The following is a 14,281-nucleotide window of genomic DNA, read 5'->3' as shown; positions in this document are numbered from 1 at the left end:
TCGTCACCTCCAATGGCTACCCAATCAATGAATCACGAATAACCTAAATCCGCCAGAGTTTTTGCGGGTGTCCAGCTGCGTTGCAGGTGCCCTATGGCGAGGAACGCCTCATTCTCGCGACGGGCAGATATATCGGCGAAGGGTTCGACGATGATCGCCTCGACACGCCGTTCCTGACGATGCCAATCTCCTGGAAAGGCACTCTCGCGCAATATGTCGGCCGCATGCATCGTCGGCATGCAGGGAAAACCGACGTACAGGTTTATGACTATGTCGATGATGCGGTTCCCATGCTCTCGCGCATGGCCGCGAAACGGCAGGTTGGATACCGCGCGCTGGGCTACAGCATAGAAAATCAGCCTCGGAATCACTTATCGATTCTCAAACGGCCTTGAAGAATCGAGAATCGATTCTCCGAATGAGATTTATGGTTCCCGATATGGCCTCAAAGCCTCATGAAACCGCCACCTCCATATGAGCTAATCGATTCTCCGCAGACCAGCCGCGACCGCCATCGGCGTCATGGATATGCGGCAGGCGGCAAGGCACGGTCAGACCGTGGAAGTTGATCCGGACCTTTTCGCGGTTCAGATGATATTCGTCGACGAAGATGCCGATGCGGCAGCCCTTCCATTCCTCGACCCGTTTCGCTTCTCGCAGGAAATCCTCCTGGAGCTGCCTGTTGTCACCGAACCAGATTGGCACTGGGCAGAAGCGCGCGACGTCCTTCACCGCCTGTTCGAGCGCGCTTGCCCAGCTTTCCGGCAAGTCGATCTCGATTTCGGTGCCCTGGCCGAGGGAGGAGGGGATAAGATCGAGGAGCTTGCCGCTTTCCCATGCGTCGGGCGTGATGGTCACCTGCCAGGCCGCACCCAGTTCGGCCGCGTGGGAACGCACGGTGACGTGGCGGCCCACCAGACTGAACACGCCCATGCCGGCCGGATCCTCCGCGCGGGCAATGTCCTCGTTCCACCCGGAATCGCCGAGCGTCAGGAACCTGGCCGGCTCGGCAATGCCGCGCCCGTCGTCGCGAATGCGGAGCACCGGACGGTCGTTCTTCTCGATCCTGGCAATATCGATCCGGGTCGCACCGGCACGCCTGCTGTTCTGGATTATCTCGGCCAGGCAGTCGGAAACGCTTCCATTGAAAATCGTCCAATTTTGGTGATCAGGGACTGACCGACTGTGGTCTTGATCGTGGTAGGAAAGGTCATGAAGGCCTCCGGATTTGCAGCGACATCCTCGTCGCAACCATCCCCGGCTTTCTCCCCTCCGGTCTCGTCCGCTTGCTCGCGGGAATGGCCAGGCTCCTGTCGAAACAAGGGGTGGCACGGGTCGGACCAGTCGACATGACGGATGATCCAGTCGGGAACGAAATCCCAGTCGAAGCATCCGAGATACCCGTCGGCGACGCTGGCCCAAGCCGCGTCAACGGCATCGGTCCAGCCGATGACGGTCATGCGCAGGGCGGCGGTGCCGATAGCGTTGCAGGATTCACGGATGAGCAACGCGCGTTCGATGTCGGCCGGATTGGTGACAGGATGGTCTCGCAGGGACAGCACCGCTTCCCAGAGGCACGCCGCGGTTTCGAGCGCGAAGGCGCAATTGGAGTCCTGCATGATGCAAGTCCTTTCGCTTGGGGAAAAGATCAGGCGGCGATCTGATCGGAGCCTGGGCCAGCAAGATTCACGGTCGAGATCGCGCTGTGTGCGATCGGCGACGGTTCAAAGGACCACCGTTTTCGTCCGGAGTCCGTCGGATGCGGGTCGGAGCGAATGCGGATGATCTTGGACCGCACCTTCGCGGTGGCGAACGTGTCGTCGGGCAGGTGCTCGAGCGTCTCCATGTCGTCGGTCTGAAAGGTGATCGGCACGACCGCGACCAGCGTCGGCGCCTCGCCATGTCCATTGGGGCCCATCAGGTCGCGAGCCGCCGCGATATGCTTGCGCACGCCGCGGAACGGCGGGTTCATGATGACACGGGGAAACTGGACTTTCCCGCGCACCTCGACGGCATATTCGAGGAAACAGCGGTTGATCACGGTCCCGAACCGGTGAAGCTGGGCTGCAAGCTTGATATGGCGTTCGACCTGGACAAGTTCGTAGCGGCTGTGCCCGCTTTCGATCAGGGCCCGCGAGAGATTACCGGTCCCGGCGCTTGGCTCGAGGGTCAGATAGTCGCCGACTTCGCCAAGATAGCGCACCATGCGCGCCGCGACATCCGGCGGCGTCACATGGCATTCGGTGGCACTATCGACGGCGATGATCTCGGGCGCTCGCGCGATCTCGACATTTGCGAAACCGGGCCGCGACTTCACCGTGATCCGCATCGGCCTGGCGGGCCGCGTGTAAACGCCCGGTTTCATGCCGCCTCCTCCTCCTCGCCGGCCGCCTGGCGCGCGGCTGCATCGAGGGTGTCGAGCTCGATCGGCAGCGGCTTGGTCGGCTTGTCGGTGATGACAAGAAGCGCGTCGGTCTTGTAGAACTCGGCACCGATCGTCGAAATACGGATGCGGGCGACCGGTTCGCCGGAGCGCACGCGTTCCTGTCTTTGCCATTCCATCCGCACGCGGCGGCCGTCGGCGGCGATCTCGATCGTCTTGAAAGGGGCGTAATCCCCCTTCGAATTGGCCGAATAGGTGGCCTGGGTCGTCGAATAGATCGAGTTGGGCTTGGCCGCGCTGTGCTTGCCCTTGCAGGCCGCGACCATATGCAGGTTCCATATCGTCTGCAGTTGGTCGGCCTGTTCCTGTGACGGATTGATCAGCGGCACGGCGTCGGGTTTGGCCGAGACACGGCGCGCCGTTCTGGCGGGCACGGTGTAGCCGCTGGCCTGCATCAGATCGCGCCAGCCATCCTCGTTCAAGGCGAGCGAGGCTTCCGGGGCGATGTGGGCGGGAAGCGGAACCGGGCTTTCAAGTCGGAAAACCCCTGCATGGGGCACTGTGCATTTCGGGCCTTCGGCGCCCTGCTCGCGTGCGAACGCCTGGATGATGACCGGCGTAAGCTCACCGTCGTACCGCGGGATGTCGCCGAGCATGGAACGCTCGAATGCCAGACGGTTCAGAACATGCTCGATCCAGCGGCGACGGATGGGGCCATTGACCGCGAGGGTTGCCCCTTCGATGCACGATTGCCGGGCGTCCGCCGGCGTGATCTCGCCTTTGTCGACCTTGTAGTAGAGATCGTAGTTCGACCATGTCTTGCGCGTATCCATGTTACCGAGCGCATGGCGAATTTGTTCGTCGGTCGTGAAGAGATCCCAAATCGCCAGCGCCGCATGCGCCGTATTGATACCCCGTTGCAGGTCCCGAAGCTCGGCCAGCAGCGCCTTGATCCGGTTGGCACGGGTGCGCGGATCGCTCTTCATATTGGCGAAGCGCTCGACACCGGTGGCGCGGTAGAGCCAGTAAGTCGCGGCCTTCTCGGCGTCGCTCGAGGCGCTCATGGCCGAATGCATGCGCTCTTGCGTCTTGCGCGCGCCGCGCTCGCTATGATGACCGACAAGGATGGGCTGGCCCATATGGAAGGCCTGCGAGAGCTCGTCGGCGCGGCGGGCGAAGGAATTGGCTTCGGCATGGCGTTTATGTGCGAGGTCATCGAGACGTTCGGCCTTGATCGCGGCGCGTTCGGCGAGCGTCATCTCTTCGGCTTCGATCTCGCCGGCGAGTTCGACGGCCAGATCCTCACGCTGCGGGGTCCATTTCGGAGCGACGAAAAGCTCCTGCTTCGGGGCCCATTGGAAGCCAGCCTCCTTGACCCGTGCATAGGTCTCGGCGTCGAGATGCGACGACGCATAGAGGCGGATCTTGTTGTCCTCGGGGCTATATGTTGCGGTGAAGCTGGTCATTGATCGTCCTTTCAAGGGGCGGCGGTCATGTGCCGGGGGCAAATCGGTGCATCACGCCGATGGGAGATCGGCGCGGCTGATGGCTTGAGGGTCTGAGCGATCGCCTGGCGGCGAGCCGGCGAACTGGTCGGGCGGGAACCCGAACTTCAGGCAGGGCTAGGAAAGCCGAAGCGTCTTTTCGTCCGGAGTTTCGATATGGACATAGCGCTTGCCGCCGCTGCGGCGTTTGCGAATGCGGCCGTCCACGAACGCATCGGCCCATCGCCTTGCTTCGGCGGCGCGGGCGCCGTCGGCGCATTCGTCCGCCTGCTCGAAGAGCGTATAGGCAAGGGCATATTGCTCCCGCTCCGGAAGGGCGAGCAGCGCCGAAGCGATCGGCAACGCGCTTTCGTAGAATTCGAGAACATGACGGCCACCGCCATGGTGCATCAGGATTGCAAGTCGGCCTCTGCTCCCGGTGCCCGTCGGTCGGGCAATCCGCACATCATGGGAGGCATAGGTGACCGAGACGCGTGAGGCTTCGAATTCACCGCGATGGAAGACGCGGTCGTCGCGGCTGGGAAGCGGATGGGCGAGGATTTCATAGCCGTCGAAGCTTTCGACCCTGCGGATCAAATTGTGTCCGATAACGGTCATGACATGGATTCTCCGGTTCGGGGTGAGGGAAGTTGGGCGCCCGGCGTCACGCGGCGCGGCGGCCATCGGCGTCGCGAAGTCCGAGATCGAAGGCGGTGAGGATGTCGAAATCGGGTTCGAGACGGTCGAAAGCGTCCGTAAGATCGTCAATATTGATCCAGGTGAACGCATCGCCGGGGTCATCATCGAGCTGGAACACGATGGGCAGCGAGCCTGCGGTCATCTCGGGGAAATTGGCTCGGATGATCAGTGTCTCGATCCGGCGCGCGAGGAGACCGATGCGGGGAGCAAGCCCGCCTCGCTCGGCATGTTCCATCGCAAAATAGCGCACGGGCGCCAGCAGCTGGGCTATGCGAACGCATGGGACGCGCCCGACGCTTTTCGGGCCGGCAACGGTACCGGCAAGCGCCCGGCGTTCGGCGGATACCGTGTCGGCGGGCACCAGCGCGCGATAGACATAGTGAGGCAGCGTCCCCGCAATGCGGGAACGGGCGACGATGATGTCCATGGTGGATCTCCTTCAGGCGACCAGCAGCGTTGCCGCAGCGTCGGAGCGGGGAAGATGCAGTTCGCGGCAGATGCGCGCCGCAAATCGCACCGGCTGGACCAGCTCGTCGACCGATGCCCAGTTGTTGCGATCGCCGACATAGTCCTTGCGGCCGGCAACCTTGCGGAACATCACTTCGCGGCTGAAACCCATCGCGCCGAGGCTGAGCTGCACGTAGATGCTCACGCCGTGGAGGATCACTTCACCGCTTACGGCGATGCCCCCACGGTTCGAACGAATATCGTAACTGTCTTCAGCGAGGCCGAGCGCGTCGGCCAGCGCGCGCAATGCCTTGCGACCGTCGCTGTGGAACAGCTTCTTCGCGGGTTCGTCATAGGCGACGCCCTTGTGGGCCAGCGCGATCAGTGCGGGCTTGCGCCGAATATCGGCGATGGCGTCGATGCAGGCACGTCGAAGTTCGACATCGGAGTCCTCGATCTCCGAGGCGATGGTGCCGAGGTGGCGTGCGAGCAGGATGACGGCCGGATCGCTGTCTTGCGGTCGCCCGGCGTTGCGGCAGTCCTCGATCGCGGCATTGAGCGCGTAGAGGGCGGTTGCCAGGGTAGGAAGCGCCGAAGGGTCGAGCGCCTGCTGGTGCCGAAAGGCCAGGTCATAGGACATGGGGATTTCTCCTGGGGTCCGGACGCATCTTCACGCCCGCCCAAATCCCCTCCCCCCTTCCCTCCCGTCAGGTGGTCACCACTCGAAATGTGGCAGCCGGTCGGTCGCGGCGGCATCGCGATCCAGGATCAGGTAGTCGCAACCCTTTTCTTGCGCGAATGTCAGCGTATCGGTGAGGTCGGCCGGAATCGCGGATGGGTCGCCGAACGAGGACGCAATGGTGCATATAAGCCAGCCATAATGCGTATCGGCGATGCTCAAGGGACGGTCGGACGGTTCGCGTGTCATCCACTCGTCGATCATCGCGGTCGTCGGCCATGAAACATGGCACGATGACATGGCGAGATAGTTTCCGATCTCAAGGCGCTCGCGATCATAACCGACTTCCGGTTCGATCCACTCCATGCGGCTGAGGAGCTGGTCTTCGGGGTGAAGATTGAAATAGTCGCGCACCACAGCGGGATCGTCGACGCGGTCGGGATCACGGCTGTCGTTGATCTCACCCCATCGCGATCGACAGAAGACCGCCACCTGTTCCACCAGCCCCTTGTGGCTGACGGCGGCGGCGACATTGGTCCCGTGACCATGGCTGATTATGGCGAGATGGACAGAAGGCCCCAGGGAATTGGCATCTGGTTGATCCGTCCCATGGCGGCGTCGAGATCGGCAATGGTGTCGGCAATGTCACCGGATGCCCCGGCATGGGGTGCCAGGGCGGTCTTGGCGCGCGCCAGCAGCGCGAGATGCGCGGATCGCGTGTGATCAGCCATAGGATATCCTTTCACATATGGATTCTGGCGAGGACTTAGGTCACGCTCCATCGGTGCCCTCAGGCGGCAGAGACAGCCGGGTCGGGCAGCAGGTCGCCTTGGGTGCCCTCGGCCAAGGGCGCGTTATCGTTGCCTGGTTCGAACTCGCCCTTGGTGTTTGCCAGCTCGGCTTCGAGGTCAGCGAGTTCCCGAAGTTTGTCTTCGAGCAATTCAGTGTCGGAGAATTCCTGACCCAGGCGCGCCTCGAACGCCGGGAGGCGCCGTTCATCGGCTTCGAGGTTTGCCCTCAGGTTGGCGAGGTCGGCGTCGAGATTGCGAATGGAAGACTCGATCCGGCCAACCACGGTGCTCGACCGCGTTTTGTCGGTGACTTCGAATCCGCGATGTTCGCCGTGGTGCTGAATGGCGATCGTGGTGCAGATACACCGATCCCCGTCGTCATCTCTGGCCTCATAGCCCGAAATCTCCAGGTCGATGCCGTTGAAGCTTCCGAGCATCTGGCGCGTGGGAATGCCGCTCGCTCGCATCTCGTGAGCCTGTCGGAGGATCTTTTCCCCGGCGGCCTTGCGGTCGGCGATGATCGTGCCGTCGGAAGCGAAGATGATCTCGTCGTCATCGGTGGGAATACGTTGATCAATGTCGGATTCCAGCCAGGCGATCTGCCGGCGGCAGGTCTCGATATCATCTGTCGTTCGCCTGATCGTCCTGCGGATATTGAACTGGTCGTCGATATGCGCATCGCGCAGGCGCAGGAGTCTTGCCACCTCGGCGTCGAGACCAGCTTTCTTCATCAGGCGGTCGTCGCCGGATGCGAGCGCCTTTGCCAGGGCGAACTGATTGACGTTGGAACCGACGTCCTCGATCCGCCGGATGGAGCGGTCGCCCGACATGGCCATGTTGATGAAGCGCGCCTTGCGCTCGAGCATTTGCCAGTTGGTGGCATCCATCGAGCCGCTGGTGGCGTAGCCGTAGAGCTCGATTTCGTCGTTCTGGTTCCCCTGGCGCTCGATCCGGCCTTCGCGCTGCTCGATATCGGAGGGGAGCCAGGGGACATCCAGATGATGCATCGCGATCAGGCGTTGTTGCGCGTTTACCCCGGTGCCCATCATGCTGGTCGAGCCGACGACGAAACCCTTTCGTCCCTGGTTGAGGTCGTTGAACAGGCGCTGCTTCGCACTGTTCTTCTTGTAGTGCTGGATGAACGCGATCTGGTCCGCAGGCACGCCCATTGCGACAAGTCGATCGCGGATCCAGACATAGGCGGAAAAGCCCCGCGTCTCGAGCGCGGCCTCGGTGCCGAGGTCGGAGAAGATCATCTGTACGGCGCCGGGCAGCGGGTAGGGTTTGCCGGTTTCGGGGTCCGTGTAGCGATAGTCGCGCGTCTCGTGCCAGATACGGTATGCGTTCTCGATCAGGAGATTGAGCTTGTTGCCCTCCTCGTTCCCCATCATGGGGTCGACGAAGCGGAGATCGATCGCGGAGTGCCTGCCGTCGGTGATCACCGACAAGAGGATGTCGTCGCCCTTCTGTGGCCGTCCGCTGCGGTTCTCGATGGCCTTGATGCGTCCGGCCAGCACCCTCTGATAGGCTTTGAAGGGCGCGCCCGACTTGGCGACGATGATCTTCCGCTTCCCGCCCTTGATGGTGGGCAGCCGGACATATTGGCGCAGATCGTCCTTCAGCACGACGTCGGCCACGCTGCGGTACATCGCCATCAGGTCGGCGACGTTCACGAACTCGCAGAACCGGGTGACCGGCTTGTAGCTGCCGCTCGGCTGCAGCTCGAGTTCGGTGCGCGTGTCGCCGAAGTTCGCCGCCCAGGCGTCGAACTCGTGCAAGCCCTTCGCGGTGAGCTCGTCGGGCTGCATGAAGCGCTGCAGCGTATACATCTCGCCGAGGGTGTTGGTGATCGGCGTTCCAGACGAGAGGATCAGCTCGCGTCCGGGATTGATCCCGGCCAGATAGCGGCTCTTCACATAAAGGTCCCAGGCGCGCTGCGAACCCGCCGGATCTACCCCTTTGAGGTCGCCCAGATTTGTCGCGAAGGTCAGCTTGCGGAATTGCTGGGCTTCGTCGACGAGGATCTGGTCGATACCGATCTCGCCGATATGCACGAGGTCGTCCTTGCGGGCCTGCAGATTTTCGAGTCTGTTCTTCAGCCCTTCCTTCAGGCGCTCCACGCGCTTGCGGGAGACACGATCCTCGTTGTCGATGCCCGTGATCAGCACCTCGTAACTGGCGAGCTGGTCTTCGATCAGCTGCTTCTCGAATGCGGCGGGCGTCGGGATGAACTTGAAGGCATCATGCGTGATGATGATCGCGTCCCAGCTGCCGGTTGCCGCGCGCGCCAGGAATCGCTGACGCTTCTCGCGCACGAAGTTCGTATCGTCGGCAACGAGGATCCGTGCCGTGGGATAGAGCATCAGGAACTCGCGCGCGATCTGGGCCAGGCAGTGATTGGGCACCGCGATCATCGGTTTGTTCACGAGACCTAGCCGGCGCTGCTCCATCACGGCGGCGCACAGGCTGAAGGTTTTTCCTGCGCCGACCGAATGGGCGACATAGGTCGAGCCGGCGGCTAGGATACGCCAGATGACGCGCTTCTGGTGATCGCGCATCCTGATCGCCGTCGATGCGCCCGGCAGATGCAGATGCTTGCCGTTGAATGCGCGGGGTACGAGGTTGTTGTAGGCATCGTTGTAGATCCGCACGAGCCGGTCGGCGCGATCGCTTTCCTGCCAGACCCAGGTCTCGAAGGTCGACTTGATCGCCGCCAGCTTCTCCTTTGCGGCTTCGGTGTCGGTCGTGTTGAGTTCCCGGCGCTCCGAACCGTCCGCCTCCCGGTGGATGTCGTAGATCTTGGGTATGTGGGAATTGAGCGCGTCTTCGAGCAGGTCGGCCGCGCTGCGGCGCGCAGTGCCCCAGGTCGAGGTTGAACTGACGTGTCCGAGGAACGGGGCCTTGTCCACCGTCCAGCTCGCGAGCGCCACGGTATGACGGATCCGGGTCTGGACCTCCATGGCTTCGGCGACGAACGCTTCGATGACGTCCACCGGAATCCAGGGCGCCCCGAGACGCGCCGTGATCTCGCTCGGTTTGAGATCGACGGGCTGGACGGCTTCGAGAGCGGTTGCGGTCGCATTGAACCGCGGATCGGTTTCGGCCTTCGCGCGCGCGAGGGCCAGCTTGGTGCGGACAGGCCCCGAAAGGGCTTCGTCGGCCGGAACCCAATTGTCGAAATGGGGCGTGCTGCGGACGGGGTCGAGATAGACATCACCGGCAAGGTCGGCGAGCGCTTCGACTTCGGTGATCCCGAGCAACCCGGCGATCAGCGGAATGTCGACGCGGCCGCGATCATGGAGCGACAGCGCCAGGGCATCCTGGGCCGATTGGATCTCCTGGACAACTGGCGGCTTGACGACGCGTTCGGTGAAGATGGGACCCGGCGTGCCGGCGTCATCCGCCTCGTCATAATTCTCGATCGAGGCTACCAGCCATACGTCGGGGTCATCGAGGAAGGGCTGAAGATTCGGGCGGCGCTGATATTCCTTCTCGGCGCCGGTTTCCGGATCGATGCGGATGCTGGTGATGGTCCGGTTGATCGGCCCATGCTTCTTGATGAAGTGCCTGTAGTGGCTGAGCAGCTTTTCCTGGCAGTCGGCGTAGGGCCGGTCATTGAGCTGGGCGCGCAGGATCGCGCGGACCGTATCCCGGATGGGGATCAGCCCCCTGACGATGTTGGCATGCTTGGCGAACATGCCCGACCCGCCGCGCCCGTTTTTCACCTCGACCGCGGTCGGAAGTCCGTTGACGATCTGTCGCAGAATGCCGTCCGAAACGAGATAGCTGCCTTCCTTGAAGTCCGCTTCGTCGGCGGCGGTGCCGACGTCGAGGTCGAAGGTGACGTCGAACTTGTCGCGCAGTGACGTGGTGCGCCCGACGGGGCGATAGATGCCTGCCTGTCTTGATGCGATCGCCGACAAGGTGGACGAGAGCGCGTCCCTCAGGTCGACCCCGGGCTCGGCCGCGCAGGAATATTCCATGCCGTACTGGCCGCTTTGCCATTGGTGGACGCCGAGAACATGGTCGGGATTGTCGAGGAAATAGCTGTTGATCCGGAGCGACCCGAACCCTTCGTCGCTGTCGGGAACCTCGGCCAGTTCGATCCAGTTTCGCATGGCGAACGGAGTATCGGGCGCGCGCTTCTGGAAGAGCAGGATATCGACGACGACGTCGGTGCCGGCCTCCTCCCTCATGGCCTTGCTCGGCAGGCGCACCGCGCCGAGGAAATCGGCGATGGAATCTATATGGAGCCGCGCTTTCGGGTCGCTTTTGTCGAGGGAATATCGCGACGTCACGAACATCGCGATGCCGCCTGGCCGGACGTGTTCGAGCGATTTCGCGATGAAGAAGTCGTGGAGCGACAGACCCAGGCGGCCGAGTTGCGTCTTATTGTGGATAGAGAGGTTCGAGAAAGGCGGATTGCCGATCGCCAGGTCGAAATCGCCGGGCAGCGATGCCTTGTCGAAGTCGATGCAGCGGATGACCTGGTTGGGATAGAGCGCGCTGGCGACGCGGGCGGTGACGGGGTCATTCTCGATGCCGACGAACACCGTACCATCGGAGAGATCGGGCGGCCGAAGCCCCATGAACAGGCCGCTTCCGCATCCCGGCTCAAGGATATGCCCCCCGCTGAAGCCGAGGATCCGGGCGGCGTCCCACATGGCCCGGACGATGTACTCGGGCGTGTAGTGGGCATATTGCGTAGCGCGCTTGAGCGACTGGAGCTCGCGGTCGGTGGTTTCGGTGATCAGGCTCTTTCCGAGGTCTTCCCAGCCCTCCCGGAATGTCTCCGAGCGATCCGCGAAGATGCTGTTCGCAAGCTCGGATGCGCCGAACCCGATGAACCTGGCGATGCGCTCCTGTTCGGCCGGTGTCGCCGGTCTTTGCTCTTGATCCAGGAGGTTCAGAAGCTTGATCGCCTCGACGTTGTCCCGTGCGCGGCCCTTCCAGGATGGCGCCAAGTCCCGCCCTGCAGCGAGCGAGAAGTCGAAGGACGCAACTGGCGATGCGGCAGCGGTGAGGGAGATCGCGGCCGATGGAAGGAGCGCCGTTTCCCGAATGTCGCGGGCAATGGCCTCGCTGGCGGACGCAACGATCTGGTCGAAGTCGAGGCTCAGCTGGAGAGCCAGCGCGGATGCACTGTTTCGCATGGGGTGCTTCCTTTCGGTGATTTCGAGGGTGCCGCACGGCGTCTCGGGTTCGTGCCGGACACCGGGCAGCGATGTGGTCGGAAGGGTAAAGAGGCGGATTTGCGCGCGCCCGGATTCCAGCGGCCGGCAAAGAACTGGCCTCGCCAGACGAGCGTCGGACGATCGCTATCGAGGGCGCGCCGTCGTTCCAGAGGCCACGGTCGCAAGAACCAGGATCATGGCCATCTCCGATTTGGAGTGTCAGTGGCTTGAGAGCAGAAGGTCCAAGGCTCGCCCGAACACCTCATCGCCGGCGTCGTTGACGACGACAGCGTCGGGATTGGTGGCGCGCACTGCGCGCTCGATGGTCGCAAGCGGCCGCTTCCGCAGCGGATATTGCAGGATCTGATCATTCTCGATCGTGACCAGATTGGTGCGCAGCAAGCGCTTCAGCCGACGGCCCTCGACGGCGCGCGAAAGAAGGTCGCTTATCTCGGCCTCGAGATCATGATCGAAGGTCATGTCGCCGAAAGAGCGCGGTGACCGGTTGGCCTTGAGCCAGCCGTCGACTTCGCCTTCGGTCCATCGGCCGACCTGATGATAGAAATCAGCGCCGCCGGTTCCCTGGTTTCGGGCGTGAAAGGCCAGCTCGCCGTCGTCGGGTAGGGGCGAGGGTTCCCAAAAGGGAGCGCCCTCTACCCCTCCCACGGAACCGGACTTGATAGTTTCCCATCATCCGGCTCCTACACCTCCATCCAACGCATGAAGCCGCGCCGTAAGCCGTCCCTCATGATGGGCATGATGACAGGGGACACAGAGGACAATCCTCTTGCGCGTCCGAGCGGCTCGGATGCGAACATCCAAGCCTCTGTCCTTCATGTCCTTCAAACGCCGAGCGTGATGCACCTCAACAGGTACACCGTCCGCCCTACATGCCTCGCAAGTCTTCGCGCGCAATCGGTCGAGAACGTCCGATCGAACACTGGTGAAGTCACGGGGCACATAGTCAACGATCGTGCGACGCACGACCTCATTGCTGACGTGCTTCAAGGCGAACACCGCCATGAAGCGTTTCGAGGTTTGACCCTGATACCACAGGCCATATCCATCCCTATGTTGGAGCTTCCGGCAGATCTTCGCAGCGGAGCATTTATGCTTCCGTGCCAAGGTATTGATCAGGCTGCGCCACCAAACATTGTATAGCCGCCCGATCTCGTGACGCCACGACGTACCGAGTTTGTAATACTCGGCTATCCCACGCATCATTGCGTTATACCTTGTGATGATCTGGATATCTGAGTCGTGGATCATCTCCGGCCTCATCATTCCTCGATTCATGTGATATGAACCGAGCCGATTGCGTTCGACAAAGCCGATCAGCTTGTCGACGGGTGCGTGTAGCTGCAGACGATCACTAGACATCTTGGCTACCACGGTCTTCTGACCGTGCCATTTATAACGATGGAGCCGTTGATGATTGTACGTCCGCACGCTGTACCCGAGGAAGGTCACACCATCGTCGGCCTTCCGGATTCCCGTCTTCTGCGGTGACGTTTCGAGCTTGAGGGTCACGTTCAGAAATTTCTGGACGGTCTCCATAACAGCTTGGGCGTCAGCCTTACTGCCTATGACACCGATGACGAAATCGTCGGCATATCGACAATACATGAGACGACGGAAGCCCGGATCGAACCAATCCGAGGCTGGGACATCCCTTCGCTTTTGCTCAAACTCCCTGATCTCAGCAAGGATTGGCGGAATTTCGTGTTGATTTCCCGATTCTTCCAGAGCCTTGATCTTCTTCCGACGCCGGGCGATCCGATCGCGGAACACTATATATGCCGAAGAGTTTCGGCGCTTGGTTCCTTTATCGAACCCGGCCTTCATCGTTTTCATGTGCTCGTCGAGTTCATGAAGGTAGATGTTGGCAAGGATCGGCGAGATTACACCTCCTTGAGGCGTGCCGCTGAACGTCTTGTTAAACGTCCAATCCTCCATGTATCCTGCTTTCAGCATCCGACCGATGAGGCATATGAGCCTCTCGTCGTCGATCCGCTTGCGCAACAGATTGAGGAGGATGTCGTGATCGACGTTGTCGAAGAAACTCGACACGTCTACCTCGACGAGCCACTTGACCCCGCTCCAGCCGTACTTGATTTGCTCAAGCGCGGTGTGACAGGATCGACCTTTCCGGAACCCGTGCGTACGATCGGAGAAGATCGGCTCATAAACGTATTCGAGCAGAATCTTCACCGCCGCTTGCACAAGCTTGTCGTCGGCAGTGGGAATACCCAGCGGCCGTTTCCGACCATCGGGTTTCGGTATGTATAGCCTGCGGGCAGGAGCAAAACGGTAGGTGCCGTCCATCACGCCGGTAATGATCCGCTCCACCCTTTCCAGCGAGAAGCCGTTCAGGGTGTTGTTGGGATCGACGCCCGGCGTCAGCGCGCCCTGATTGGACGCGATGTCCTCATATGCTTGTTCCCAGATGCTGGGGCACGCGAGGAGGCGGAACAGTCCATTGATCCGCTTGCCCTGCCGCGACAGAGCTGGGATTGAGGCCAGCCTCTTCTCCACGATCTCGGAACGCATCAGCGCCTCCGTGGGGCATTGCCCCGCATCGTCATGAAGTTGTTGACCTCGGCAGATGCGTCACCCTTCACCCG

At 61.8% G+C, this 14,281-nt stretch carries 13 protein-coding genes; 1 reads left to right on the top strand and 12 read right to left on the bottom strand.

Annotated features, from left to right (window positions below; translation table 11 throughout):
• Positions 1 to 80: 80 nt before the first annotated feature.
• On the top strand, positions 81 to 395 hold the full coding sequence (locus V2I08_RS18505) for a hypothetical protein (RefSeq protein ID WP_349636307.1): 315 nt from the start codon (positions 81 to 83) through the stop codon (positions 393 to 395).
• 58 nt (positions 396 to 453) lie between these two features.
• Here V2I08_RS18505 and V2I08_RS18500 read toward each other — a convergent pair whose 3' ends face one another.
• The 12 genes from V2I08_RS18500 to V2I08_RS18445 form a co-directional block, all read right to left on the bottom strand.
• A complete protein-coding gene (locus V2I08_RS18500) occupies positions 454 to 1,044 on the bottom strand; it encodes a hypothetical protein (RefSeq protein WP_349636308.1) in 591 nt (196 codons plus the stop codon).
• Between the two features lie 68 nt (positions 1,045 to 1,112).
• Positions 1,113 to 1,619 (bottom strand): hypothetical protein, encoded by a 507-nt coding sequence (locus V2I08_RS18495; protein WP_349636306.1) that lies wholly within the window; start codon positions 1,617 to 1,619, stop codon positions 1,113 to 1,115.
• Between the two features lie 29 nt (positions 1,620 to 1,648).
• Entirely contained in the window at positions 1,649 to 2,365 is a 717-nt protein-coding gene (locus tag V2I08_RS18490) for a methyltransferase type 11 (protein WP_349636305.1), read from the bottom strand.
• Entirely contained in the window at positions 2,362 to 3,849 is a 1,488-nt protein-coding gene (locus V2I08_RS18485) for a DUF3560 domain-containing protein (protein ID WP_349636304.1), read from the bottom strand. Before V2I08_RS18485 ends, V2I08_RS18490 begins: the two co-directional genes overlap by 4 nt.
• A gap of 156 nt (positions 3,850 to 4,005) precedes the next feature.
• Positions 4,006 to 4,551, bottom strand: coding sequence for a hypothetical protein (locus tag V2I08_RS18480; RefSeq protein WP_349636303.1), 546 nt, complete (start codon positions 4,549 to 4,551; stop codon positions 4,006 to 4,008).
• Positions 4,532 to 4,993 carry a hypothetical protein gene (locus tag V2I08_RS18475; RefSeq protein WP_349636302.1) on the bottom strand — a complete coding sequence of 154 codons (462 nt, stop codon included), beginning with the start codon at positions 4,991 to 4,993 and terminating at the stop codon, positions 4,532 to 4,534. The genes V2I08_RS18480 and V2I08_RS18475 overlap by 20 nt, the downstream gene beginning before the upstream one ends.
• A 12-nt stretch (positions 4,994 to 5,005) precedes the next feature.
• Positions 5,006 to 5,653 (bottom strand): hypothetical protein, encoded by a 648-nt coding sequence (locus V2I08_RS18470; protein WP_349636301.1) that lies wholly within the window; start codon positions 5,651 to 5,653, stop codon positions 5,006 to 5,008.
• 75 nt (positions 5,654 to 5,728) lie between these two features.
• Positions 5,729 to 6,193: a hypothetical protein gene (locus V2I08_RS18465; protein WP_349636300.1), complete on the bottom strand. Its 465-nt coding sequence runs from the start codon at positions 6,191 to 6,193 to the stop codon at positions 5,729 to 5,731.
• A 53-nt stretch (positions 6,194 to 6,246) separates the two neighbouring features.
• Entirely contained in the window at positions 6,247 to 6,423 is a 177-nt protein-coding gene (locus V2I08_RS18460; protein WP_349636299.1) for a hypothetical protein, read from the bottom strand.
• A 59-nt stretch (positions 6,424 to 6,482) separates the two neighbouring features.
• Positions 6,483 to 11,636, bottom strand: coding sequence for a lactate dehydrogenase (locus V2I08_RS18455; protein WP_349636298.1), 5,154 nt, complete (start codon positions 11,634 to 11,636; stop codon positions 6,483 to 6,485).
• A 240-nt stretch (positions 11,637 to 11,876) separates the two neighbouring features.
• Entirely contained in the window at positions 11,877 to 12,137 is a 261-nt protein-coding gene (locus V2I08_RS18450; RefSeq protein ID WP_349636297.1) for a hypothetical protein, read from the bottom strand.
• A 210-nt stretch (positions 12,138 to 12,347) separates the two neighbouring features.
• A complete protein-coding gene (locus V2I08_RS18445) occupies positions 12,348 to 14,207 on the bottom strand; it encodes a reverse transcriptase domain-containing protein (protein ID WP_349636296.1) in 1,860 nt (619 codons plus the stop codon).
• Positions 14,208 to 14,281 lie beyond the last annotated feature (74 nt).

This window comes from Sphingobium sp. MK2 (genome assembly GCF_040170545.1).
GTDB lineage: Bacteria > Pseudomonadota > Alphaproteobacteria > Sphingomonadales > Sphingomonadaceae > Sphingobium.
This window is presented reverse-complemented; position numbering and strand designations above follow the sequence as displayed.